At 71.9% G+C, this 23265-nt stretch carries 24 protein-coding genes; 9 read left to right on the top strand and 15 right to left on the bottom strand.

The window, feature by feature from the left end; genetic code table 11:
- Window positions 1–53: 53 nt before the first annotated feature.
- Entirely contained in the window at window positions 54–1316 is a 1263-nt protein-coding gene (locus NOO62_RS32030) for a phytase (protein WP_414931028.1), read from the top strand.
- On the opposite strand, the gene NOO62_RS32035 is transcribed toward NOO62_RS32030, so the two are convergent.
- Window positions 1294–2280 (bottom strand): GbsR/MarR family transcriptional regulator, encoded by a 987-nt coding sequence (locus NOO62_RS32035; RefSeq protein WP_268774278.1) that lies wholly within the window; start codon window positions 2278–2280, stop codon window positions 1294–1296. The two genes, NOO62_RS32030 and NOO62_RS32035, sit on opposite strands and share 23 nt — an antisense overlap.
- Before the next feature lie 164 nt (window positions 2281–2444).
- Between NOO62_RS32035 and NOO62_RS32040 the strand changes: the two genes are divergently transcribed.
- Window positions 2445–3557: a serine hydrolase domain-containing protein gene (locus NOO62_RS32040; protein WP_268774279.1), complete on the top strand. Its 1113-nt coding sequence runs from the start codon at window positions 2445–2447 to the stop codon at window positions 3555–3557.
- Between the two features lie 92 nt (window positions 3558–3649).
- Here the strand turns inward: NOO62_RS32040 and NOO62_RS32045 are convergent, their stop codons facing one another.
- From NOO62_RS32045 to NOO62_RS32055, 3 genes are all read right to left on the bottom strand, one after another.
- Window positions 3650–4177, bottom strand: coding sequence for a DUF4232 domain-containing protein (locus NOO62_RS32045; protein WP_268774280.1), 528 nt, complete (start codon window positions 4175–4177; stop codon window positions 3650–3652).
- A 244-nt stretch (window positions 4178–4421) separates the two neighbouring features.
- Window positions 4422–5000, bottom strand: coding sequence for a helix-turn-helix domain-containing protein (locus NOO62_RS32050; protein WP_268774281.1), 579 nt, complete (start codon window positions 4998–5000; stop codon window positions 4422–4424).
- A gap of 79 nt (window positions 5001–5079) precedes the next feature.
- A complete protein-coding gene (locus NOO62_RS32055; RefSeq protein ID WP_268774282.1) occupies window positions 5080–5757 on the bottom strand; it encodes a helix-turn-helix transcriptional regulator in 678 nt (225 codons plus the stop codon).
- A gap of 69 nt (window positions 5758–5826) precedes the next feature.
- Here NOO62_RS32055 and NOO62_RS32060 point away from each other — a divergent pair, with 69 nt between their 5' ends.
- The gene (locus tag NOO62_RS32060; protein ID WP_268774283.1) at window positions 5827–6738 is read left to right on the top strand and encodes an aldo/keto reductase; all 912 of its coding nucleotides are present in this window, start codon (window positions 5827–5829) and stop codon (window positions 6736–6738) included.
- 38 nt (window positions 6739–6776) lie between these two features.
- A complete protein-coding gene (locus NOO62_RS32065; protein WP_268774284.1) occupies window positions 6777–9386 on the top strand; it encodes a DUF6185 family protein in 2610 nt (869 codons plus the stop codon).
- Window positions 9387–9435: 49 nt separating this feature from the next.
- On the opposite strand, the gene NOO62_RS32070 is transcribed toward NOO62_RS32065, so the two are convergent.
- From NOO62_RS32070 to NOO62_RS32120, 11 genes are all read right to left on the bottom strand, one after another.
- The gene (locus NOO62_RS32070) at window positions 9436–10254 is read right to left on the bottom strand and encodes an endonuclease I family protein (RefSeq protein ID WP_268774286.1); all 819 of its coding nucleotides are present in this window, start codon (window positions 10252–10254) and stop codon (window positions 9436–9438) included.
- A 189-nt stretch (window positions 10255–10443) separates the two neighbouring features.
- On the bottom strand, window positions 10444–10866 hold the full coding sequence (locus tag NOO62_RS32075) for an acyl-CoA thioesterase (protein WP_268774287.1): 423 nt from the start codon (window positions 10864–10866) through the stop codon (window positions 10444–10446).
- 96 nt (window positions 10867–10962) lie between these two features.
- Complete coding sequence (locus tag NOO62_RS32080; RefSeq protein ID WP_268774288.1) at window positions 10963–11427, bottom strand: GNAT family N-acetyltransferase; 465 nt, start codon at window positions 11425–11427, stop codon at window positions 10963–10965.
- 78 nt (window positions 11428–11505) lie between these two features.
- Entirely contained in the window at window positions 11506–12159 is a 654-nt protein-coding gene (locus NOO62_RS32085) for a hypothetical protein (protein WP_268774289.1), read from the bottom strand.
- A gap of 95 nt (window positions 12160–12254) precedes the next feature.
- Window positions 12255–13037, bottom strand: a complete 783-nt coding sequence (locus NOO62_RS32090) for a TIGR03619 family F420-dependent LLM class oxidoreductase (RefSeq protein ID WP_268774290.1) — start codon at window positions 13035–13037, stop codon at window positions 12255–12257.
- A gap of 25 nt (window positions 13038–13062) precedes the next feature.
- On the bottom strand, window positions 13063–13668 hold the full coding sequence (locus NOO62_RS32095; protein WP_268774291.1) for a histidine phosphatase family protein: 606 nt from the start codon (window positions 13666–13668) through the stop codon (window positions 13063–13065).
- 132 nt (window positions 13669–13800) lie between these two features.
- Window positions 13801–14586, bottom strand: coding sequence for a hypothetical protein (locus NOO62_RS32100; protein ID WP_268774292.1), 786 nt, complete (start codon window positions 14584–14586; stop codon window positions 13801–13803).
- A complete protein-coding gene (locus tag NOO62_RS32105; RefSeq protein ID WP_268774293.1) occupies window positions 14586–15881 on the bottom strand; it encodes a VWA domain-containing protein in 1296 nt (431 codons plus the stop codon). Before NOO62_RS32105 ends, NOO62_RS32100 begins: the two co-directional genes overlap by 1 nt.
- A 105-nt stretch (window positions 15882–15986) precedes the next feature.
- Complete coding sequence (locus tag NOO62_RS32110) at window positions 15987–17213, bottom strand: FAD-dependent monooxygenase (RefSeq protein WP_268775880.1); 1227 nt, start codon at window positions 17211–17213, stop codon at window positions 15987–15989.
- A 35-nt stretch (window positions 17214–17248) separates the two neighbouring features.
- Complete coding sequence (locus NOO62_RS32115) at window positions 17249–17881, bottom strand: peptidase (RefSeq protein WP_268774294.1); 633 nt, start codon at window positions 17879–17881, stop codon at window positions 17249–17251.
- 14 nt (window positions 17882–17895) lie between these two features.
- Window positions 17896–19107: a pyridoxal phosphate-dependent aminotransferase gene (locus tag NOO62_RS32120; RefSeq protein ID WP_268774295.1), complete on the bottom strand. Its 1212-nt coding sequence runs from the start codon at window positions 19105–19107 to the stop codon at window positions 17896–17898.
- Between the two features lie 106 nt (window positions 19108–19213).
- On the opposite strand from NOO62_RS32120, the gene NOO62_RS32125 reads away from it, so the two are divergent.
- From NOO62_RS32125 to NOO62_RS32145, 5 genes are all read left to right on the top strand, one after another.
- Window positions 19214–19915: a winged helix-turn-helix transcriptional regulator gene (locus NOO62_RS32125; protein WP_268774296.1), complete on the top strand. Its 702-nt coding sequence runs from the start codon at window positions 19214–19216 to the stop codon at window positions 19913–19915.
- Window positions 19916–19993: 78 nt separating this feature from the next.
- Window positions 19994–20620 carry a TetR/AcrR family transcriptional regulator gene (locus NOO62_RS32130; RefSeq protein ID WP_268774297.1) on the top strand — a complete coding sequence of 209 codons (627 nt, stop codon included), beginning with the start codon at window positions 19994–19996 and terminating at the stop codon, window positions 20618–20620.
- Complete coding sequence (locus NOO62_RS32135) at window positions 20617–21453, top strand: alpha/beta fold hydrolase (RefSeq protein WP_268774298.1); 837 nt, start codon at window positions 20617–20619, stop codon at window positions 21451–21453. The genes NOO62_RS32130 and NOO62_RS32135 overlap by 4 nt, the downstream gene beginning before the upstream one ends.
- A gap of 94 nt (window positions 21454–21547) precedes the next feature.
- Complete coding sequence (locus NOO62_RS32140) at window positions 21548–21817, top strand: DUF1905 domain-containing protein (protein WP_268774299.1); 270 nt, start codon at window positions 21548–21550, stop codon at window positions 21815–21817.
- 149 nt (window positions 21818–21966) lie between these two features.
- Window positions 21967–23229 carry a serine hydrolase domain-containing protein gene (locus tag NOO62_RS32145; protein ID WP_268774300.1) on the top strand — a complete coding sequence of 421 codons (1263 nt, stop codon included), beginning with the start codon at window positions 21967–21969 and terminating at the stop codon, window positions 23227–23229.
- Window positions 23230–23265: the final 36 nt, after the last annotated feature.

The raw sequence follows: 23265 nt of genomic DNA on the forward strand, positions 1-23265 counted from the left end.
GCGTGACCAGACACTGTCCGACCCGTCGAACGATCGGTTCGGTCGTGCTCGCCATGACCACCGCCTTCGTGGCGGCCACCACCACCGCCTCCGCCTCCACGACGGCCGCCGAGCCGCTGCCCGGCATAACCCCCCGGGCCGAGACCCCCGTCCTGCACGACGACGACGCGGGCGGCAACGCCGACGCCGACGACCCGGCGATCTGGCGCAACACCGCCGACCCGGCACGCAGCCTGGTGATCGCCACCGCCAAGGAGGGCGGGCTGAGGGCTTACGACCTGGACGCCCGGCCCGTCCAGTCCGTCGCCGCCCCGCCCGCCGAAGGGCCCGACGACGCGCCGGGCCGTTTCAACAACGTCGACCTCGTGCGCGGCCTGAAGCTGTCCTCCGGGACCGCCGACCTCGCCGTCACCAGCGACCGCGGCCACGACCGGCTGCGCTTCTATCGGATCGACCGCGACCGGCCCGGCGGACCACTGACCGACATCACCGTCCCCGACGCGCCGCCCGTCTTCTCCGCCGACCAGGGCGAGATCAACGAGCAGCGCACCGCGTACGGGCTCGCGACCTGGCAGGACAAGGCGAGCGGCCGCTCGTACGCCCTGGTCAGCCAGCGCGAGCGCACCCGCGTCGCGCTCCTCGAACTGCTCCCGGCCGCGGGCGGCAAGGTCACGTACCGCAAGGTCCGCACGCTGGACCTGCCGTCCTCGTTCCGGCTGCCGAACGGCACCTCGTGGAGCCCGTGCGCGGAGCCGGGCGAGCTCCCGCAGGTCGAGGGCATGGTCGTCGACCCGGCCAACGGCACGCTGTACGCGGGGCAGGAGGACGTCGGTATCTGGCGCATGCGCGCCGACCTGACCGGCAAGCCCGAACTCGTCGACAAGGTACGTGAGTACGGCGTTCCCGGTGTCTATGACGAGGAGACCGAGGAGTGCGAGGCCGGGGCCGACCCGGGATACGGCGGCAAGCGGACCACCGCCGATGTCGAAGGTCTGACCCTGGTCAATGAGGACGACGGGGACGGGTATCTCCTCGCCTCCAGCCAGGGCGACGACACCTTCGCCGCGTACGACCGCGAACTGAGCGACCACAACGAGTACGAGGGTGGTTTCAGGGTCACCCCCGCGGGCGGCACGCTCGACGGCTCCGAGGAGTGCGACGGCGCGGCCGCGCTGAACGAGCCGCTCGGGCCGAAGTACCCGCACGGCCTCCTCGTCGTCCAGGACGGCCACGACGCGCCCGGCGACGGGGACCGCCCGGCCACGAACTTCAAGTTCGTCGACCTCGGCAAGGTCATGAAGACGCTGGACGACTGAACGGACGACCGGCGGCGACGGACGGCGACGGCGGGTCCGCCGCGGGGGGCCGTGGCGGCCCGGTGAGCCTTGCCCGCTGCTCGGGCGAGAGCCTGACTCCATGATCATGCCCGGCCGCCTGCACGGCCGTGATGACGCGTGACGTCGGCCAGCCGAGGGCGGTGGCGAGCTCACTCGTGGTGAGGGGGCGGGCCGCGTGGAAGAGCGCGGTCAGTACCGTCAGGGCATCCTCGACGGCCGCGCGGGCCGGCGGCCCCGTCATGCTCCGGTGGATCCCGGCGAAGAACGCGTGCATCGCCCCGAGCCGCGCGCCCGTGGGGGTGTCGGGCCCGAACAGGTCCGCACCCTCAAGGGCGGTCGCGGCGCACGCCGCGTTCTTGTGCGCGCTGGTCAGCCAGGCGCGCAGCCACACCTCCTCGTCGATGACGTAACGGTCGCGGCGCCTGCCGGGCTCCTGCTCGCGGCTGAGGACGTCGAGCCCCTCCAGATACCCGACCGCCTTGGACACCGAGGCCGGGCTCACCTTCAGCCTTCGCGTGAGCTCCGCGGAGGTCTCGGCGCCGGTGGGAGCGGTCACCAGACACGCGAGCACCCTCGCGGCCGTGCGGGGCAGTCCGACGGCGATCAGCAGCGCGGCGAACTTGTCCACGTACGCGTCGACGGCCGCCGGGTCGGGCCCGTGCGTTGCTTTCCCCGCTGCCGCCGCTGCCGTCGTGCGAGCGTCCGCGGGCGGGGTTCCCGTTGGGCGGCGGGGCGGCGGCAGCCGGTTGCGTCGCCGCCATGCGTCGGCGCGGTCGGCGTGCTCGGCGCGGTAGGCGTCCGGGCCGCCGTTGCGGGCGACTTCCCTGCTGACGGACGACGTCGCCCGCCCGAGTCGCCGGGCGATGGCGGCGTACGACAACTCCTCGGACAGCCCCGCCTCGATGGCTCTCCGGTCCTCCGCGCTCAGTCTTCCGCCGCCCATGTCCGCCCCCCTCGCGTTGCGTTAGCCCTCATCGCCAACGCTACGCGGCCTCAAAAACCCACTGTTTTCCTGTAGTTGCACGCCGCGTCTCGCTTCAGACGCACGCATGTGCAACGTAGCTTTCAGTGGTCGCGAAAGAAAGCAAAAGGAACCAGGGGGTTCAGATGGATGACGCCACTCCCGTGGCGCCCACCCGAGGCGGCCACGAAGCCGCCCAGCGCGTCCTCGACCGGGCCGTGCGGGAAGGGGGAGTGCCGGGCATCGTCGCCCAGGTCCGTGACCGGGGCGGGAACTGGTACGGCACGGCAGGGGTCGCCGACACGCGGACGCGGCGGCCGCGGGGGCACGAGGACCGGTTCCGGATCGGCAGCATCACGAAGACGTTCGTCGCGACGGTGCTCCTGCAACTCGTGGGCGAGCGCAGGCTGTCGTTACGGGACACGGTGGACCAGTGGCTGCCAGGCGTGCTCCGGGGGAACGGGCACGACGGCACCACGACCACCGTCCGGCAACTCCTCGACCACACCAGCGGAATCTTCAGCTACACGCACGACCAGGCGGCGCTGAAGACGCAGGAGACCTACACACCCGCGGAACTCGTCGGCATCGCCCTGTCGCACCCCGCGGACTTCCCGGCGGGGACGGGATGGGCGTACTCCAACACCAACTACATCGTCGTCGGCATGATCATCGAGCGGGTCACCGGCCGTACGCTCGCGGACGAGATCGCCCACCGCGTCGTCCGCACGCTGGGCCTGACCGGGACGTCCATACCGCCGACCGGCGACCCGTCCCTCCCCGTGCCGCACGCACGCCACTACACCAAGCTGTTCTCACCCGACCCGGACGCCCCGGTCCACGACGTCACGGAACTGGAGGCGAGCCCGTACTGGGCGGCGGGCGGCATGATCTCCACCGTCGACGACCTGACCCGGTTCTTCTCGGCACTCCTCGGAGGACGCCTCCTGCGACCGGAGCAGCAACGGGAGTTGCTGACGATGGTGCCGACCAACGACTGGCTCCCCCGCACCACGTACGGCGTCGGGATCTCCCGCCTGCTCCTGCCCTCCGGCACGGCGGTCTGGGGGATGGGCGGCGCGCTCTTCGGCTCGTGGTCGTACGTCTACGGGACGCGCGACGGCACGCACATGCTCGCCGTGAACATCAACGCCGACTGGGCGACGGGCCACTGGGAGGACCCGATCGGCATCTTCAACGACCTCCTGGAGACCGAGTTCAGCTACGGCTGCGCACTCGGCTTCGCGTCGACCTCCTGACTGAACTGCCGTCCTGAGTACGGCTGCTCGGACGCCGTACGGGCCGCTCCGCCATCAGCCAAGGGGGCGGAGCGGCCGCACGGCGGCGGGGGTCAGTCGAACGGGACGGCATCCGCCGCGTCGGCGTGCCAGTTCGTGCTCTTCGGCTTGTCGATCAGCGTCGTGCTGGGCAGACGGACGTCGGTCGCGCCCGCCTCGTCACCGGCGACGGCGATGGCCATCCAGTCGAACTCCGCGCCGAAGTTGCCGTTGGTCGACTTCGGGTTGATGCCGGCGTACGCGGCGGTGGAGCCCGAGAGCTTGACGCTGTCGGTGAGGGCCTGCTCGACGGGGGTGACCTGCCGGTCGGGGTGGGAGCCGAAGCCGGCCGAGGGGAACGTGCCCTCCAGGTAGCAGGTGATGCCGGGACGGGCCTTGGCGGTCACCAGGAGGTAGCCGCCCGCCTGCGTCTTCTCGGTGACCTTGAAGGTCAGGTCGTTGGTCCCGCAGAGCTGCTCGACGGGGGCCTTCGCCTGGCCGCCGACGGCGAGTGCGGTGCCCGCGGCGGTGGTGGCGAGGGCCGCGGCGGCCACGGCGGTCAGGACCAGTCGGGTGGAACGGGCGGCGAGACGCGAACGCATCGGGAACTCCATGGGTGCGGTGAGTGGTGGCTCGTGCGTAGTGGTTCGTCCGGCGAGCCGCTCGGACGATCCACAGCCTGGGCCGCGATCCGTCCCGGCCGCCAGCCCACACCGCCGATACGGGACGCCGGAACGCGGAAACGGCCTCTGACCGGCGCAAACGCCCTCGCCCTGGAACGAGGGGCTGGAACGAGGGGCTGGAATGTGGGACCCGGACGTTCGGCGTGGCCGGGACGGCTGGTCGTCAGACGTCCGCGACGTGCACCCGCTCGCCCTGCTGCCCGTAGATGGCGATGGTCTCCGCCGGGATGTCGTCCCGCGCGTTGCCGATCCAGTGCGGGGTGGCCGTGTCGAACTCCGCCGCCTCACCCGCCGTCAGTTCCGTCCGGGTGTCGGTCAGGACGAGTTGGACCGTCCCGTGGAGTACGTAGAACCACTCACGGCCGGGGTGCACGTGGAAGCGTGGCGGCGGGAGCTGCGACACCGGCGGGTAGATCACCTTGTACGCCCGCATGCCGCCCGTCTTCACGCCCAGCGGCACGAACGTCAGCCCGTCCTTGCGGAAGGGGCGCAGGTGGACCCGCGGGTCGCCGGTGGTCGGCGCGGCGACGAGTTCGTCGAGCGGCACGGCGTAGGCGCGGGCCAGCGGGAGGAGCTGTTCCAGGGTGGGGCGGATGTGCCCGCGTTCGAGCCGGGAGATGGTGCTCGGCGTGAGTCCGGTGCGCTCCGCGAGCGTGGCGAGGGTGAGGCCGAGCGCCTGGCGGAAGCCGCGCAGCCGAGGTCCGACGTTCTCCAGTACGGATCGGTCTTCGGTCACAGGCATGCGCCCCCTCGTCGACATGTGATGTTCGCAAGGCCGCAGAAGCCCCTGCGACGGCCGGATCCGGACCGCGTCGGACCGTCTAGTACAGCTCCCGGGCGCGCAGCCCCGCCTGGAAACGGGACGTCGCGCCCAGCGTCGTCATGAGCTCCGCCACGCGCCTGCGATACGTACGCAGTGACATGCCCAGCTCGCGCGCCGTCACTTCGTCCGTGTGCCCGGCGCTCAGCGCCCGCAGGATCCGGCGCGCCTCCTCGCTCAGCGCGGGCGGCCGCGTCCTGCGGAACTCGTCGAGGTCGACGGCCGTCTCCCAGGCCGCGTACACCAGCGCCCTGACGCCCTCGACCGCGATCGGCGTACGGATCACCGTGAACGTACGCACCCCCTGCACCGGCGCCCCGGCCAGGATCGCCACGCGCCGGTCGATGACGATCGCCTCGTGGGCGAGCGGCGCCGCCGAAATGCGTACCTGCGCTCCGGAGGCTGCGATCCGGACGAGCCGCGCCTCCGACCGGTCGTCCGCGAGCGCGCGCGGCGTGTACAGCTTGCGCATGGCCAGGCCGCCAGGAACGAGCGGCGGGCGTCTGCCCCCGGCGAACGCGGCGTTCACGCCGGGCGAGAAGGTCACGAGGTCCGCGGCCGCGCACAGGAACTCCTCGCGGGCCCCGGTGAAGAGCTCACCGGCATGGCGCACCAGTTCCCGCTCGCCCCGCAGCGACACGATCTGATCTGTGCTGGATGTGCTGGATGTACTCGGCATGGTGGCGACAGTCTGGCAGCAAGTGGCCACGTGATCGCGCTCACCGGACGTACACCGCAGGATCTGCGCATGGCAACCACGGAGAACACGAGCGCCCCCCGGAGTTCGGGCACCGCCCCCGCCGCCGCGGCCGGCCCCCACCTCCTCGGCGGCGACCGCCCCGTCCACCGCATGGGCTTCGGCGCCATGCGGCTGCCCGCCGCGGGCTGGGACGGCCCCCCGCACGACCCCGACCGCGGCATCGCCGTGCTGCGGCGCGCCGTCGAGCTCGGCGTGAACCACATCGACACGGCCGCCTTCTACTTCTACGAGGACATCGCGGCCAACGACCTCATCCGCAGGGCCCTTCACCCGTACCCCGACGACCTGGTCATCGCCACCAAGGTCGGCCCGGGTCGCCTCCCCGACGGCAGCTGGCTGGACCCCGCCGACCCCGCGGAGCTGCGCGCGGCCGTCCACCGCAACCTCCGCGAGCTGGGCCGGGACCACCTCGACCTGGTCTACCTGCGCTTCCTGCGGACCGACGGCCCCGGCGGGGACCGCTTCGCCACGCTCGCGGCCCTGCGCGACGAAGGACTCATCCGCCACCTCGGCGTCAGCAACGCGACGCCCGGACAGTTCGCCGAGGCCCAGGAGATCGCGCCCGTCGTCGCCGTGCAGAACAGGTTCAGCCCGCTGACGCGCGACCACGGGGAACTGGTCGAACTGTGTGCCGCGCGGAACATCGCATATGTCCCGTACTTCCCCTTCGGCGGCGCCGGGGCCCCCGACCTCGCGGTGCTCGAACGCGTCGCCGACCGGCACGGCGCCACGCCCGCGCAGGTCACCCTGGCGTGGCTGCTCGCCGTCTCCCCGACGATGCTCGCGATCCCCGGGACGTCGTCGCCGGACCACCTGGAGGAGAACGTGGCGGCGGCCGCGCTCCGGCTCGGTGCCGAAGACCTCGCGGAACTGGACGGGCTCCGGGACACTGGCGAGTAGGGCAATACGGGGGCGGTGGGCGGTAGTTGAGGGGACGCGTGGCGCTGCTGACACTCGCGCTGGTGCTGTGCGCGCTGGTGTGGCCCGCACGGGCGCCGGCTACGGGAGCTGCGGGAGCCGTCGGCGCCGCGGGGAACCCGGTGGACGCGGCGTGCGACACCGCGGGGCTCGACAGGGCGAAGGCGAGCGCCTCCGTACGGCTCTCGCACGGCGGACGCATCCACACCAAGGTGAACGCCCGGCTCACGGTCCACGTGCCGTCGTCCTGGAAGCGTGCGAAGTCGCTCCTCATGAGCGAGGACACCGACGCATACCGCACGGCCATGGGCTGCCTGACCCGCCCCTACGAGTCCCAGCACCGCTGGTGGGGCGAGTGGCGGCCAGACGGGAGCCCCTGGGTGAAGCCGGAGAAGGGCGGCTTCGAAGTCACCTTCGACACGTTCTCCTGGATCGACGAGGCCACCGAGTGGTTCGCCCTCGGCCCCTGGAAGGTGGAACGGGGCGTATCGCGCTGGGGGCTGCTCTTCGAACCGGCCCCCGGTCTGGACCGCGTCGACTGGACGAAGATCCTCGTGGACCCCGGCGCTCCGGGAGCCGTGTCCGCCGAACCGGCGCCGACCACGCGCGAGGGCGCCACCGGGCTGGTGTGGCGGCCCAAGGGCGAGAAGGCCCCGCCGCCCGTCGCGGTACGGGTCGCACCGCGGTGGCCGCGGTCCTTCGCGGCGCAGGACGACCGGCTGCTGTACGTCAACGTGAGCACCGCGGGTGGCGTGACGTGGACGTTCGTGGCGTGCGGGATCCTCCTGTACGCGGCCGGGAAGGTGCGCCGCCGCCCCGGCGTCACCGGGACGGAGACGCAGGCCGCGCGGACGGTGAGCGACTGGGCCTGGCTCTCGGCCGGGCTCGTCATCGCCGTCAACGGCGACGACGTGCTCTACCGCCTGGCGCACGCCGTGGCGAACGACGAGGAGTGGTACGACCGCGAGCAGCGCCTCGGCCTGCCTTCCACCCTCGGCGCCGCCGTGCTCCTGCTCGCCTTCGGGCGGCCGCGGCGCCCCATCCTCTGGGCGGGCGCCGCCCTTGCCGTACCCGTGCTCGCCGTGTCCGGCGTACCGCACCCGTTCGGCCTGCCCACGTCGCTGGAACTGCCTTCCGACGCGCCCGACAGAGCCGTGTACGCGCTGTTCACCGCCCAGGGCTGCCTCACCGCCCTGAGCCTCCTCGGTTTCACCGCCGCGGTCTGGCGCGTGGCCCGCGACTGCGGTCTCGTCCGCCCGCGCCGGAAGGCCCCGCACGGCCCGCGCGAGCTCCAACTCCGGTACGCCGGAACCGCGGTCGTCCTCAGCACCGGCGCCATCGGCGCCTGCTACGCCATGGCGGTCGAACGGGACTGGCAGCGCATCTCCTGGCTCAGCGACCGGGGGCAGGCCGTATACGGCGAGCAGCACCTGGAGAAACTCCGGGAGGACCTCACCTGGTTCAGCGTGAACTTCCAGAACTGGTGGTTCTGGTACCACTGGGTGATCACGGGCCTCGTCATCCTGGCCGCGCTGCGGGCCGCCGCCGCGCGGGCCACCGAGTCGCCGGTCGCGGAACCGGAGGACCGGTGGCTCTTCCTGCTGTTCTTCCCCGTCATGGTCGGCCTGGCCCTCGGCGCCTTCGGCAACAACGCACTCCTCGAATCCCTCTGGCTCGTCCTGAACATGGCGACGCTGCACATGGTCACGGTCATGGCCAGGAGCCGGACCGTCCTCGACCACACCCTGGAAGTCACCCGCGAGCGGCTCGGCGATACCGTCACCGCCGCCCGGCGCCGCGACATCCTCGGCCGCGCCCGCCGCTACCGCGAGATCCACGCGATGATGCGCCGCCTGGAGTCCGGCCAGTCGGACGACGACATACTCCAACGTCGGCTGCTGGAGCGAGAGGTACGCGGTCTCCACACCTGGACCAGCGGGACGGGCACCCCGGACCGGCTGCCCTCGCAGGTCTCGGTCGTCGACGTGGCACTCGCGATGGGACCGCGCGACACATGGTGGGGCAACGGCTGCCGGGCCGCCCTCATCGCCTGCCTCTTCGGCCTCCCGGCGACCGCGGTCGTGGTCTGGTCCGGGTGGATCCGCGGTGACAACTGGCGCGCCAACATCCACTACGGCCTGGGGCTGCCCGACCTGGTGACCGGCCTGGTGAGCTGGCAGGCGTGCTGGGTCGGCGCGGGCTTCGTGCTGGGCGCGCTCTGGCGCAGGCTGCCGGGGCGGCGCGGGCCCGTGAAGGCGCTGGCGGTGGCCGTGGCCTTCGCCCTGCCCGCCGGGATCGACGCGCTGGGAAACTTCCTCATGGACCAGGGGTACGGGGACACCGGCCTGGACGTGCTGACCATGCTCTTCGTCCTCACCCTCACCGGCATCGCCCTGGACCTCGACATCTTCCGGGGCGAACGCCGGTTCTGGCAGAGCCGGTTCGGGCTGCTCCTGTCGGTCTACCAGATGCGGTACCTCTCGCTGCAGCTCGCCTACCTGGTCGCGCAGGCCGTGGCCATGGTCACGCTCTGGCAGTTCTTCTCCGACACCGGTGGGGGGCCGCCGCCCAAGGAGTTCGAGGGCGGCGGCGGTGCCGGGGGAGGCGGCGGCAACGGAGGCAACGGCTGAGCCGTCAGGACGCCGGGCCGTCAGGACGCTGGGCCGTCGGGGCGAGGGGTCACCAGACCTCTTCCACCCACTCCGGGTGGTCGATGAACGGGTTCCTGTTGTGCTGGAACTTGTCGAAGATGACCTGGTTGCGGTTCTTCTCGAACGCGTCCGGCGGGTCGTCGTCGCTCCACTTCTTCAGGACGGAGAGGCGTCCTATGGCGGGCGCGCTGCCGTTGTCCACCTTGTCGTTGGGCTCCAGGTCGGGGAAGCCGCTCTCGCCGTCGTAGCGGACCGCCATGTAGAGAATCATGCGGGCCACGTCGCCCTTGACCGCGTCGCGGGGCTCGAAGGAGTCGCCGTCGGTGAGGTTGCCGGGGGCTCCCTCGACCGCGCTGCCGCCGTTGTCGAAGTCCTTGTTGCCACGGATGCTGTTGACCGTGACGTCCTCGGGGCGCAGGTGGTGGACGTCTGTGCCGGGACCGGTCGCCGTGCCGAAGTCGCCGTGGGACTTCGCCCAGACGTGCTCACGGTTCCAGTCGCCCTGGTCGCCGCCGCTGCTGCTCTTGCTCCGCGAGGTGCCGGAGTAGAGCAGGATCACGTTCGAGCTGTTGGCCGGGTCCTCGTCCGTGGCCTTGAGTGCGTCCCAGACCTGGCCGTACGAGAGCTTGGTCTGTTCGCTGATGATCGTGTGCAGCGCGGACTTCAGCTCGGGGCCTGTCTTGCCGAGCGCGTCCTTGTAGTACGTGTCGTCGTAGGCGCCGACGGCCGCGGGGGCCGGGGCGGGGGAGGGGGTGGCCGTGGCGGTGGCCGGCACGGTGATGCCGGCGAGTACCGCGGCGGCGGTCAGGGCCAGGGGTTTCCAGCGGCGTACGCGCGGGACGGGCATGTGGGGGTGTGTCCTTTCCCGTGGGCCTCGCGCGCCACCCGCCCGAACCCGACGGGCGTGCGGTCTACGCGAGTTGACTACTCAACCATCGGGAGAGTGGCACGGATGTGCGTACGACTGTGTGAACGTATCGAGGTGGTTGGGTGACGATGTCATGTACACGGAGGGGGTGGGGCGACCGGTGCGGCGCTACAGCCCCATCGCCGTCGCGTCCGTCGCCAGCGCCCTGAAGTATTCACGCGGATCCGCCACGAGCCGCCGCTCCTTGAGGTCGAGCAGCCCTCCGACGGAGGAGATCGTCGCGGCGACCGTCCCGTCCGCCTTGGTGATCGTCTGCTCGACACCGAACGTCTTGCGCTCGCCCCACACGAACGCACAGCTCACCGACGCCTCGTCACCCGCGAGGAGTTCACTCCGGTAGCGGACGGTGGTCTCCAGGACCACCGGGCCGACGCCCTTGTCCAGGAGGTCGGTCTGCGCGATACCGGCCGCGCGCAGCAACGACCACCGGGCGTGCTCGGCGTACTGGAGGTACACGGCCTGGTTGAGGTGGCCCTGAGTGTCCGTCTCGTATCCACGGACGCCGACGCTCACGGAGTAGGGCTCGGTCACGGTGTTCCCTTCGGTGGAGTGCTCTTCGGTCGCGCTCGATGCGTGCGACTTGTCTCAACTCGGGTGTGGTGTACGGCATTCCGGAGAAGCGCGGGTTCAGCCCAGTTCGAGCACGCCCACCGTTTGGTCTCCGCTGGTCTCTCCGGTTGGGCGGAAGCCCAGTGCCGCATAGAAACCTGCTGGGCCGTCCGATCCGGGATGCCAGGTGGTCGTCAGCCGCGTGCCTCCTCGGCGCCGGATCTCGTTGGCGACGGACTGCACTGCGAAGCGTCCGCAGCCTCGGCCCTGCTTTCCCTCAGCGATGTTGAGACGCCAGAGTCCGGAGCGGAAGTCGGTGCCGTTGCCTGTCCAGTCGATGTCGAAGAAGGCCATGAGGAACCCGACGGCTTCGTCGTCGTCGCAGATGAGCCGGGGCCAGGCGATGCCGGGGTGGACGTACGCCTCGGCGAGTGACTTCACCACGGGTGCGACCAGATGTTCCTGGTCGGGGCGGACTCTCAGGTCGATGGCGCTCTCGAAGTTGTCAGGAGTGATCTCTTGCAGGCGCAGCGAAATTGGCATGTCCGCACTCTAAGTAGGAGCCGCAAGTGATTTTCGGAGCGGCACTCGCCGCTCACACGCGCCACTCACGTACGCCGCTCACACCCTCCGCGGCGAGGCCAGCACATAGCGGCCGCCCCCGCGCGGCTCCGCGTGTTCACCGGCCTGCCAGCCGGACCGTTCCAGGGCGGCCGCGCACGCCCGTATGCCCTCCGGTGTCGGTTCGCGGACGGCGACCGCCTCCGGCTGCGGGGTGGGGGAGACCCGGTACCCCGGCCGGTCGGGGCTCGCGGGGCGGCAGCCCGCCGCCTCCAGGGCCAGGGCCGCGGCCTGCACCAGGTGCGTGCGCTCCCACGCGCAGGGGCGGTCCCGTGCGCCGTCCGGGTTCGTCATGCGCCGCAGTTCGACCAGGCCCTCCCAGGCGCTGCGGACCTCACGCGCGCGGGCGGGGCCCTCGGAGCCGGTTCGCTGCGCCTCCGTCTCCGTGCCGGTGCGCGCGGCGAAGACACCGGAGGAGGCGGGGGTGGGGGCCGGGGGTGGTGGCTCTGGTGAGGGCGGCGCCGGGGCGACGCCCTCGTCCCGTACACGATGGCCCGCCGGCGTCAGGAAGCACGCGTGCGGCGGCCGCGGATGGCGGAAGGCGAGGCGCGCCCGCACCAGGGCCCGCAGCTGGGCCTCGGTGCCGGAAAGGCGGCCCGTCTGCGGGTCCGCGGCCTCGATGATCCGTCGCTGAGCGGCTGTCGGAGGCTTCACCGCACACACCCCTTCCCCGGGCCGGTTCGGTCGACGCGTGACGTCAACCGGTACCGATGGTGCCCTGCGCCACTGACATCAGGCAGCCGCTGACATCAGGAGGCCGCTGACATCAGGAGTTCGAGGACCCGTCGGTCCTCGTCGGCCTCCGCCCGCTCCCCGGGGGTGCCGGGGTACGTGTCCAGGAGGACATCCGTCGCGCCGAGACCCGCCAGCGTCTCCAGATCGGCGCGGATCAGGTCGACGCTGCCGTGGCCGAGCGGACGCTCCGGCGTGTCCTGCCGCTCGCCGACGCGGATCTGCAGACGCGGCGCCAGGCCCGGTGCGGGACGGCCCGCGGCCTCGGCCGCCGCGGCGATGCGGGGGAGCGCCTCGTCCAGCAGAGCCCGGCTCGGCATGAACGGGTGCCAGGCCTCGCCCAGGCGGGCCGCGCGGCGCTGCGCGGCGGGGGAGTTGCCGCCGACCCAGACCGGCAGCGGCCTGCTCGCGGGGGCCGGTGCGGTGCGGACTCCGTCGTACGAGACGTACTTTCCGTGGAACGACGTCGGGTCCTCGCGCCAAGCGGCGCGGATCGCCGTCAGGTACTCATCGGTCATCGCGCCGCGCTCGCGGAAGGGGACGCCGAGCACCTCGTACTCGGCGGCCGACCAGCCCACCCCGGCGCCCAGGATGAACCCGGCGTCGTTGAGCTGGTCGATGTTGGCGGCCATGCGGGCCGTCTCCAGGGGGTGCCGGTAGGGGATGACGGTGATGGTCGTCCCGAGCCGCAGCCCCGGCACCCGGCCCGCGAGGTACGCGGCGAGCACGAACTGGTCGTAGAACGGCGCCGGGTAGACCTCGTGGACGTCGGGCGTCACCGCTATGTGGTCGGAGTGCATGACCTCACCGCAGCAGTGCGAGACGTCACTTGACCAGTTGCGGGCGCAGGTTCCAGCTCGCCACCACGTGCCTCCGGTGCTCCGTGCTCAGTCGGCTCACCGTGCCGGTGGCCAGCAGGAACATCGAGCCGCCCGACGCGGGCAGACCGAGGCGGCGCGCGGCCAGGACGCGCAGGAAGTGGCTGTGGGCGAAGAGGACGACGCTGCCCTCGTTGTCGGCGAGTGCCGCGTCCACCTTCGCCAGCATGCGGTCGGCGCGGTCGCCCACCTGCTCCGGGCTCTCCCCGGGGTGCTCCGGCGGGCCGAGCGCCACGCCGTCCGTGAAGAGGTACCAGTCCGGCCGGGTGCGGTGGATCTCGACGGTCGTGACGCCCTCGTACGCCCCGTACTCCCACTCGCGCAGGTCAGGGTCCACCCGCGCGTCCCCGAACCCGGCGAGCTCCGCGGTCTCCCGCGAGCGCTGGCGCGGGCTCGTGAACGCCGCCCCGATCCGGAACCTGCTGATGAGGGGGGCCAGCGAGCGGGCCTGCTCCCTGCCGTTGTCGGTGAGGGGGATGTCCGTCCAGCTGGTGTGCTGCCCCGACAGGGACCACTCCGTCTCGCCGTGCCGGACGAGGAGCAGATCACCCATGATCGCGCCGTTCCTGTTCTCCCGGTGGTGGCGGGCCGTCCGGCACCGCCACCACCGAGCCTGCCACGCCCCCCGGGCCCCGCGCCCGGCGGGACCCGGCAAGCGGGGCGTCACCCCCCGGTTCTCCCGGCGCTACATCCCCTGCGGCACCCGTGCGGGCCGCCCCGACCCGCGCGTCAGCGCGTAGCCGCCGACGCCCGCGAGCGCGGCCAGGACACCGCCCGCCGCCGTCCAGAGCCAGCGCGAGGACCACCAGCCGCCCGACCAGCCGTCCTCCGGCTCGACGGCGGCCGCGGTCTGCTGCTCGTCCGAGCTCGCGCCCGGCACCAACGGCTCAGCGAGCGACCCGTCGACGGCCTGTGCGCCGCCCGCGTCGGTCGCGGTGACCTTCGCCTCGGCCCGTACCGGCAGTCCCAGGTCGTCCGCCTTGAGGTCGGTGACCGTGAGCCGCAGGTAGTACGTGCCGGGCAGCGGGTCGTTCGCCCACTGCTCCGACCAGGACCTGACGGTCCGCAGTGAGCAGGAGAGCGACACCGACGCGGCATCCTGGGCCGCCGTCTTCGTGGGCGTGCCGAGACGGCAGGCCTGACGGCGCCGCAGCCCGTCGTACACATCGACCCGCCAGGTGGACGCGGCGTGCCGGGCCGCGGCGTCGGGCAGCTTCACCGTCGCGTGCACGGTGGCGCGCTGTCCGGCGTCCACCGGGAACGCCCAGTACAGGTAGTCACCCGTGGACGCCTCCGCCGTCGCCTCCTGGTCGACGCGGAGCGCGGTGGCGGTACGGAAGGACGTGCCCGCCTCCGTCACCTTCTCGGACGTGTCGTCGTCGGCGGCGGCCGTACCGGCCGCCCCGGTCAGGGCCAGCAGGGCAGAGCCGGTCAGTACGGCGAAGCGCCGCACCACACGTGTCGTACGCATCAGTTGGTCCTCCAGACCGCGAAGCGCCAGCGGGAGATCCAGCCCCAGACCAGACCGGCGAGGAAGCCGACCAGGACGAGCACGCCGAGCAGCCACCAGCCGTGGCCGAGCCCGAAGGAGGCGACGTCCGACGCGTCGTCGGAGGAGTCCACCAGGTCCACGGCGAGCTCGACGGGGAGACCGGGGGACGTCTTGACGGAAGCGGGCGCGGAGAAGGAGTTGCTGACACGCAGGCACACGGTCTCAGCGGTGTCTTCCTCCTCCTCGTCGTCCGCCTCGGGCGTCGGGTACCGCAGGCCCGTCGAGATGACGTCGGTACGTCCGTCGCCGGACTCCTGGCCGCGCACGATCTCACGGCCGCCCTGCGTCTCGGCGCGCAGCAGCACGCCGTAGTCCTTGTTGACGGCCCGGTCCGCGGCGACGCTCACGGAGGCGCGCAGCTCCTTGCCCGCGGGGACGTCCACGCGGTACCAGCGGTGCTCGCCGAACTCCTCGCGGTCGGTGTAGAGACCGGACTTCAGCTCGGGCGCTTCGGTGCACTGCGCGGCACCCTTCGCCTCCACGGGGGTGACGACCGGGTCGGCCGCGCGGTCCACCAACTGCTTGACGCGTCCCGCGAGTTCATCGGTGTGCCGGACCGACGTGTACGTTCCGCCGGTGGCCTCCGCGATGCAGCTCAGCTGGTCACGGGTCTTGGCGTCGGGGACGAGGCCGAGCGTGTCGATGGTGAGGTGGATGCCCTTGGCGGAGATGTCGCGGGCGACCACGCACGGGTCCAGCGGCTGGCAGGTGTCCTCGCCGTCGGAGATCAGCACGATGCGGCGGCTGCGCTCGGCGTCGTCGCCCTTCGTCAGGTCGTCGGCGGCCTTGAGGAGCGTCGGGCCGATCGGGGTCCAGCCGGTCGGGGCGAGCGTCGCCACGGCGGTCTTCGCGTCGGTGCGGCCCGCCTTGTCGAGCTGCTCCACGGGATAGAGCAGCTCGGTGTCCTTGCAGCCCGTCTTGCGGTCGTCGCCGTGGTAGTTGGCGCCCAGAGTGCGGATGCCGAGCGCGACCTCGTCCGGGGTCGCGTCCAGGACCTCGTTGAAGGCCTGCTTCGCGGCGGCCATGCGGGACTTGCCGTCGATGTCGCGGGCGCGCATGGAGCCGCTGACGTCGAGGACGAGCTCGACCTTGGGGTTGGGCCGTGCCGGTTCGTCGTCGTCATCGGCGGCGGCGGGGCCTGCCGTGACGAGCCCGGCGGTCAGGGCGGCGAGCAGGGCGATGGCCCAGGCCGCCGGCCGTTGTCTTGTGATCATCGCCGGATACTATTGATCAAGGGTGTGCATCCCCAAAACGGCGTCAGAACGGCACGTGGAGCGACGGTCTGACCACGCGTTACGTACGGTCCGCGCAGCATCGCGTCAGCGCTTGAGCACACGCCCTCCGAAAGCCCCCGACCCGTCGGCCTGCTTCCACCACGTCTCCATCGCCGCCTGGTCCATCGCCCGCCAGTCCGGCGTCGCCTGGACGAGCGCCCCGCCGAGCCGCCGCCCCAGGTCCACCATCGCGTGCCCGGAGACCGTGCGGTCGGTGTCGTATGTGTCCAGGGCGTCCGCCCAGGTGTCCGCCGTGGCGAGGGCGGACTCCAGGACCGTGGCGTCCTGCAGCGCCTTGACCGCGCCCGCGCCGGTGTGCGGCCGGGCCACCGCGGCCGCGTCGCCGACGAGCAGGACGCGGTCCGCCGTGCAGCGCGGCGCGGTGAAGTCGTACATGGGCTGGAGGAAGAGCTCGTCGGGCGCCGTCTCGCGCAGCAGGGCGCCCCAGTAGGGCGGCAGGAGTTCGTCGGCCATGAAGCCGAGGTGGGCGGCGAGTGCGTCGGTGAGGCCGCCGGGCGGCAGGCTCGTGGGGCCGGTGAGCCGCAGGTCGAGGCCGAGCCCGAGGTCGAGGCCGGGGGGCGGGGCGGTGTACAGGACCCAGTTGACGCGGTGGCCGCCCGTGCCGTCGGGGATGCGGTAGATGATCACGTGACCGCCCGGGAAGACGGCGTACACGCAGTCGTCCTCGGCCCACAGCTCCGGGTCGCGCAGCCGTGCCTCGGGGAAGGCGCCGCGCCAGGCGAGATAGCCCGCGTAGGCGGGGCGTACGTCTCCGAAGCGGGCGGCGCGGACGGCGGAGCGGTAGCCGTCGGCGCCGATCACGAGGTCGTGGCGGACGCTGTCCGCGTCGGTGGTCACCTCGACGCCGTCGGGACCGGGACGCACCTGCCGCACCGGGGACCCGGCACGGAACTCCACGTCCCCCGGAAGGCGGCCGCGCAACTCCCGCCACAGAGGGCCCCAGTTGTACGTGCGGAAGGGGAACGGCAGCACCGCGATCTCCCGGCCCACCGGGGTACCGGCCGCGTCGTCCCGCACGTACCAGCGCCGCCGCACGAGCTGCACCCACGGCATGCCCGCGTCCAGGTACCCGGCCGACTCCAGCTCGGCGTAGCGCGCGTCGTGCACCGCGAGTCCCACGCCGCGGTCCGCGAGGTCCCCGGCGGCCCGCTCGTACACGGTGATCTCGTCCGCGCCGCCGCGGTGCGCGGCCAGGGCCGCGGCGCATCCGGCGATGCTGCCGCCCACGACGGCGACCTTGCCTCCACGCATCATGGCGCCATCCTGGCAGCCGCGGTGACCGCCTGTCAGCGCAGTGACACCCCGCGTCCGGCGAAGAACGGCTCGAACTCGTCGGCGGAGAGCGCCACCGTGCGGGTCGCCGCGTCGATGCCGGAGGGATTGTGGAAGTGCAGGCGTCCGTCGGCCGTGCGTCCGGTGAGCAGGACGAGGTGGCCGCCCCTGCCCGGCGAGGGGAGGTGCGGGCGGCGGATCTCGAAGTGCACCGAGGCGATGACCTGCCGTCCCTCATCGAGGAGCGCGCCGATCTCGGCGACGGAGAGGTGCCGGTGGACTTCGGCTTCGACGCCGAACGCGTCGCGCGCGTACTCGGCGAACGGGGCGTAGATCATGCCCTTGATCACCCCGTCCACCTCCGTGTAGGCGCCGTACTTGAGCGCGCCGTCCCGCAGTTCGAACAGGGGCGGCGCGGACGGGCCGAGGGCCATCCGGAAGCACGTCAGGCCGCACAGGTGGCCGCACCAGCGCGCGTAGTCGTCGAGGGTGGCGGCGCCCGAGGTGCGCCAGGCCGGGTCGGCGGCGCGGTCGAAGCCCTCGTACACGATGGGCGCGACGAGGTCGGGCGAGGCGAACTGCGTGAGGACGGGGCGTCCGCAGTCGGTACAGGGCGGCACGGTGCTCCCGGCGGTCGGCGCCGTCACCGGCGTCACTGGTGTCACTGACGGTAGCCGCTCAGGAAGCGGCCGATGCGGCTGATCGCCGCGTCCAGGTCGTCGGCGTACGGAAGCGTGAGGATGCGGAAGTGGTCGGGGCGGGCCCAGTTGAAGCCCGTTCCCTGGACGACCTGGATCTTCTCCTGGAGGAGGAGGTCGAGCACGAACTTCTCGTCGTCGTGGATCGGGTGGACCTTCGGGTCCAGACGCGGGAAAGCGTACAGGGCGCCCTTCGGCTTCACGCACGAGACGCCGGGGATCTCGTTCAGCTTCTCCCAGGCCTTGTCGCGCTGCTCGTGCAGGCGGCCGCCCGGCGCGGTGAGTTCACGGATGGACTGGCGGCCGCCGAGCGCGGCCTGGATGGCGTACTGGGCGGGGGCATTCGGGCACAGTCGCATGGAGGCGAGCATCGTCAGCCCCTCCAGGTAGCTCTTGGCGTGCTGCTGCGGCCCGGTGACGACCATCCACCCGGACCGGAAACCGGCCACCCTGTACGTCTTCGAAAGACCGCAGAAGGTGAGGACGACGAGGTCGGGGGCGAGGGCGGCGACGCTGTGGTGCACGGCGTCGTCGTACAGGATCTGGTCGTAGATCTCGTCGGCGAAGACCATCAGGCCGTGGCGGCGGGCCAGGTCGAGGATGCCCTCCAGGATCTCCTTCGGATAGACCGCGCCCGTGGGGTTGTTGGGGTTGATGATCACGACGGCCTTGGTGCGGTCGGTGATCTTCGAGGCCATGTCGTCGAGGTCGGGGTACCAGTCGGCGGACTCGTCACATACGTAGTGGACGGCCTTGCCTCCGGAGAGGGTCGTCACGGCGGTCCACAGGGGGAAGTCGGGGGCCGGGATGAGGACTTCGTCGCCGTCCTCCAGTAGGGCCTGCACTGCCATCGTGACCAGCTCGGACACGCCGTTGCCGAGAAAAACGTCGTCTACGGAGACGTCGTCCAGACCGAGCGCCTGGTAGCGCTGGGCCACGGCGCGGCGGGCGGAGAGGACACCGCGCGAGTCCGTGTAGCCGTGCGCCTGGGGGAGCATCCGGATCATGTCCTGGACGATTTCCTCGGGCGCCTCGAAGCCGAAGAGCGCGGGGTTGCCGGTGTTGAGGCGCAGGACGCTGTGGCCCGCCTCCTCCAGTGCGTTGGCGTGCTCGATGACGGGGCCCCGGATCTCGTAACAGACCTCGCTGAGCTTGCTCGACTGCCGGAACTCCATGCGTTGCGCCTCCCGTGACGGTGCCACTGACGTGTGCCACTTGGTGTTGCTTGGTTTTACCAAGTCCCCGCTTGGAAAGTCCAACAACTTGCATAGACTATGTCGCATGCCACCTCAGTCGTCCCGGCCGCCCCAGCCACCTCAGACGTCCCGGCCGCCCCGGCCGACCGCCGCCGCCCGGCCCCGCCGAAGCTACGACCAGTACTGCGCCGCGGCCCGGGGCCTCGACGCCGTGGGCGACCGCTGGACCCTCCTGATCGTCCGGGAACTGCTCGCCGGCCCGCGCCGCTACACCGACCTGCACGCCGACCTGCCCGGCGTCAGCACGGACGTTCTGGCGTCGCGCCTGAAGGACATGGAACAACTGGGCCTGAGCGCCCGCCGCAAGCTCCCCCCGCCCGCGGCGGCGTACGTCTACGAACTCACGGACCGGGGGCGCGAGTTGCTGCCGGTCCTCCAGGCCCTCGCCGCCTGGGGCGCCCCCGCGCTGGCGGAACGCGGGCCCACGGACGCGGTACGGGCGCACTGGTTCGCGCTGCCGCTGCTGCGGTCCCTGGCGGCACTGGACGCGGAAGGGGTGCTGGAGGTGCGGCTCGACGAGGGGGTGTTCCACGTGTGGACGGGCGGAGGTGCGGAGGGGTACGGCGAGGGAGAGGCTCCCGGGGAGCCCGACGCCCGTATCGCCTTGGACGCGGCGACGTGCGCGGCGGTCGTCCGGGGTGAACTCACGCTCGGCGAGGGCGTGCGGGACGGCCGGATCGAGCTCATCGGTGAGGGCGTCCTGGCGAAGGCCCTGCGCGCGACCTGACCGCATGGATAACCGGTTACGTTCCTAGGGGTATTAGGTTTAACCTAATACCCCTAGGAACAACTGGAAGGGGTATCCATGGTGAGGGCCGGACTGACGGCGGAGCGGGTGACGTTCGCAGGCGCCGAGCTGGCGGACGAGGTCGGACTCGACCGGCTGACCATGTCCCAGGTGGCGCGGCGGCTGGGCGTGAAGGACGCGAGTCTCTACGCGCACGTCCGTGGCCTGGAGGATCTGCGGGGCCGGATCGCGCTGCTGGCGGCGGACGAGAAGACGATCCGCATCGCGGAGGCGACGGCGGGGCGGTCGGGCAAGGACGCGCTCGTCGCGTTCGCGGACGCGTGGCGCGACTACGCCCGCCGGTACCCCGGCCGCTACACGGCCACGCAGACCCCGATCGACATCGACCCCGCGCTGGCCGCGGACGCGCCGGGTCCGCGGCGTGCGGTCGAGCTGACGTACGGCATGCTGCGCGCCTACGGGCTGGCCGAACCCGACCTGACCGACGCGGTCCGCTTGCTGCGCAGCACGTTCCACGGGTTCGTCGCGCTGGAGGCGGCGGGCGGCTTCGCGCACCGGCGCCCGGCGCAGGACTCCTGGAGCCGCGCACTCGACGCCCTGCACACCCTGCTCGAGCACTGGCCCGCGCCCGAGGGCGAAGAGGGAGAAGAAGTGGGAGAAGAAGAGGGAGAAAAGGAAGCATGACCGAGCCGACCGTCGGAACCCTGCGCGTGAACGGCGCGACCCTGCACTACGAAGTACGCGGCCACGGCCCGCTCCTGCTCCTCATCCCGGGCGGCACGGGCGGCGCCGCCTCCCTCACCACGGTGGCCACCGCCCTGGCCGACACCCACACGGTGGCGACCTACGACCCGCGGGGAATGGCCGGGAGCAAGCTGGACGACCCCGGGGCCGAGCAGCGGGTGGAGGAGCACGCCGAGGACGCGCTGCGGCTCCTCGACCTGCTCTCGCCCGAGGCGCCCGCCCGGGTGTTCGGCTCCAGTTCGGGAGCGATCGCCGCCCTCCACCTCCTCCTCACCCACCCGGAACGCGTGGAGCGTGTCGTCGTACACGAACCGCCGGTGGTGGAAGTCCTCCCGGACGCGGCCACGCACCGCGCACTGCTCGCGCGGGTGGGGGAAACGTTCCGCGACCAGGGGCTGATGCCGGCGATGGCCGTGTTCGCCGCGGGCCTGCGCGAGGACGGTGCCGCCGCCCGGCCCGTACCTCCGACGGAACTCGCGCCGCAGGCGGCGGCACGGGCCGAGCAGACCATGGGCGACCTGCCGTACTTCGTCGGCCGCATCGTGCCGAGCTTCATGTCCTACGCACCCGACATCGCCCGGCTCGCCGCCGTCTCGGACCGGCTCGTGCTCGCCTGCGGCCAGGACTCGCGCGGCGAGCTCCCCTACCGCCCTGCCGCGTTCCTGGCCGAGCGGCTCGGCAAGGAACTCCGGCACTTTCCCGGCGGACACGTCGGCCTGACGACCCACCCGGCCGAGTTCGGCGCACGCCTCCGCGAGGCACTGCACGCGTAGAAGCGAGGGAGCGGTGATTTTCCGCGCCCGCCGCGGTCATACCTCCGTCGAGACCTCATGAACAGGGGTACCTCATGGACAGGCGGTATCAGTGATGGACAAGCAGTTCACCGCGACCCTGCGGAAGAGCCCGGCCGTCGGCGGCTGGACCTACGTCGTATGGCCCGAATCGGCCGAGTTCTTCGGCACCCGCGGCCTGGTGAAGGTCCGCGGCACGATCGACGGCCATCCGTTCGCCAGTTCGTTCATGGCGCTGGGAGACGGCACGCACAAGCTGCCGGTGAAGGCGGAGGTGCGCAAGGCGATCGGCAAAGGGGAGGGGGACACCGTGACGGTCCACTTGGAGGAGCGGCTGAACGCCTGACGCACGTCCGTCCCCACGCCGCCACGCCGATGTATCGCGGACATATCCAAAAAGGCATACGTCGCCGCAACAGCCCCGCGTCTTGAGTGGAGCCACGGACCGCCGCGTACCGACGGACGGCCGGTCCGTCGATCAGGAGGGGGCGTGGCATGGGCTCGGAACCCGTACGGAGTGTGGGGCGGCGGCGGTTGCTCGGATGGGGCGGGTGGGGCGGTCTGGCGGCCGCCGGTGTGGCGGCGGGAGGAGCGCAGCTGGTGGGCGCCCGGTCCGCGCGTGCCGCCCCGACGGCTTCCCGGGCCGTCCCACGGGACGCGCGACCGGGCGGAGCCTACGACCGCTACGTGGCGAAGCTGGCCGCCGAGGACAAGTTCTCCGGCGTCGTACTGCTGTCGCACCGGGGCCGGACGGTGTTGTCGCGCAGCTACGGAATGGCGGACAAGGAGAAGGGGATCCGCAACCACGAGGGCGTCGCGTTCAACCTGTCGTCGGCGGGCAAGCCGTTCGGCGCGGTGGCCGTCCTGCAGCTGGCGCAGCGGGGCAGGCTGCGACTCTCGGACACGGTGGGCACCCACCTGAAGGGCTTCCCCGAGGAGATCGCCGAGAAGGTGACCATCCACCATCTGCTCTCCGGCATCTCCGGGCTGAACACCCCGGACGAGGACCTGCAACGCGTCTTCCGGAGCCGGGAGGAGGTGCGCGAGTTCCACGAGAAGTGGGCCCGGCAGGCGAGACCGGTGGCCCCGCCCGGTACGCCCACCGACCACGCCGGTGCCGAGGTCGCCATCCCGGCACTGATCGTGGAGGCGGTGACCGGCATGACGTACTGGGACTACGTGGAGGAGCACGTCTTCAAACGGTGTGGCATGACCGGCACGGCGTTCTTCACCAGACCGCAGTGGCTCACCGACCCGCACATCGCGCACTCGTACATGCGCCAGGGCGACGGCAGCCGCGTGGACGCCGTCCGCAACCTGGACAAGGGCAGCCCGGACCCGTTCCAACTGGGCAAGAACCCGGCCCGCAGCTACATCGACTTCCCCGGGGACGGCGGCTTCGCCACGGCACCGGACCTGGTCCGCTTCGCCCAGGCGCTGGGCGACGGAACGGTACTCGACCGGCCCTACGCCGAACTCCTCACCGCTCCGAAGATCCCCCTGGCCCCGCAGGGAGGCGGCCTGCGAGCCGACCGGTCCACTCCGGCCGACGCGGCGTTCGCGACGTACATGATGCCGGTGAGCCTCATCGACGGGCAGTGGCTGAACGGCCGCGCGGGCGTCAACCCCGGCAGCCTCGCCAGCTGGAACATCTACCCGGACAGCGGGTGGGTCGGCGTCATTCTCGGCAATTACGACGACGTCCCGTTCACGGAGATCATCGAGCAGGAGATGCGGGCCGTCCTCGGCCCGACCTGATCGCGCTGATCGTGCACGCGAAAACCTGATCGTGCC

Origin of the sequence: Streptomyces sp. Je 1-369 (assembly GCF_026810505.1) — a bacterium.
In the GTDB taxonomy this organism is placed as follows: domain Bacteria; phylum Actinomycetota; class Actinomycetes; order Streptomycetales; family Streptomycetaceae; genus Streptomyces.

Coding starts and splice junctions, on each gene's coding strand:
- NOO62_RS32030 (WP_414931028.1), top strand. CDS start 54: ATGACCACCGCCTTCGTGGCGGCCACCACCACCGCCTCCGCCTCCACG.
- NOO62_RS32035 (WP_268774278.1), bottom strand. CDS start 2,280: ATGGGCGGCGGAAGACTGAGCGCGGAGGACCGGAGAGCCATCGAGGCG.
- NOO62_RS32040 (WP_268774279.1), top strand. CDS start 2,445: ATGGATGACGCCACTCCCGTGGCGCCCACCCGAGGCGGCCACGAAGCC.
- NOO62_RS32045 (WP_268774280.1), bottom strand. CDS start 4,177: ATGCGTTCGCGTCTCGCCGCCCGTTCCACCCGACTGGTCCTGACCGCC.
- NOO62_RS32050 (WP_268774281.1), bottom strand. CDS start 5,000: ATGCCTGTGACCGAAGACCGATCCGTACTGGAGAACGTCGGACCTCGG.
- NOO62_RS32055 (WP_268774282.1), bottom strand. CDS start 5,757: ATGCCGAGTACATCCAGCACATCCAGCACAGATCAGATCGTGTCGCTG.
- NOO62_RS32060 (WP_268774283.1), top strand. CDS start 5,827: ATGGCAACCACGGAGAACACGAGCGCCCCCCGGAGTTCGGGCACCGCC.
- NOO62_RS32070 (WP_268774286.1), bottom strand. CDS start 10,254: ATGCCCGTCCCGCGCGTACGCCGCTGGAAACCCCTGGCCCTGACCGCC.
- NOO62_RS32080 (WP_268774288.1), bottom strand. CDS start 11,427: ATGCCAATTTCGCTGCGCCTGCAAGAGATCACTCCTGACAACTTCGAG.
- NOO62_RS32090 (WP_268774290.1), bottom strand. CDS start 13,037: ATGCACTCCGACCACATAGCGGTGACGCCCGACGTCCACGAGGTCTAC.
- NOO62_RS32095 (WP_268774291.1), bottom strand. CDS start 13,668: ATGGGTGATCTGCTCCTCGTCCGGCACGGCGAGACGGAGTGGTCCCTG.
- NOO62_RS32100 (WP_268774292.1), bottom strand. CDS start 14,586: ATGCGTACGACACGTGTGGTGCGGCGCTTCGCCGTACTGACCGGCTCT.
- NOO62_RS32105 (WP_268774293.1), bottom strand. CDS start 15,881: ATGATCACAAGACAACGGCCGGCGGCCTGGGCCATCGCCCTGCTCGCC.
- NOO62_RS32110 (WP_268775880.1), bottom strand. CDS start 17,213: ATGCGTGGAGGCAAGGTCGCCGTCGTGGGCGGCAGCATCGCCGGATGC.
- NOO62_RS32120 (WP_268774295.1), bottom strand. CDS start 19,107: ATGGAGTTCCGGCAGTCGAGCAAGCTCAGCGAGGTCTGTTACGAGATC.
- NOO62_RS32125 (WP_268774296.1), top strand. CDS start 19,214: ATGCCACCTCAGTCGTCCCGGCCGCCCCAGCCACCTCAGACGTCCCGG.
- NOO62_RS32130 (WP_268774297.1), top strand. CDS start 19,994: ATGGTGAGGGCCGGACTGACGGCGGAGCGGGTGACGTTCGCAGGCGCC.
- NOO62_RS32135 (WP_268774298.1), top strand. CDS start 20,617: ATGACCGAGCCGACCGTCGGAACCCTGCGCGTGAACGGCGCGACCCTG.
- NOO62_RS32140 (WP_268774299.1), top strand. CDS start 21,548: ATGGACAAGCAGTTCACCGCGACCCTGCGGAAGAGCCCGGCCGTCGGC.
- NOO62_RS32145 (WP_268774300.1), top strand. CDS start 21,967: ATGGGCTCGGAACCCGTACGGAGTGTGGGGCGGCGGCGGTTGCTCGGA.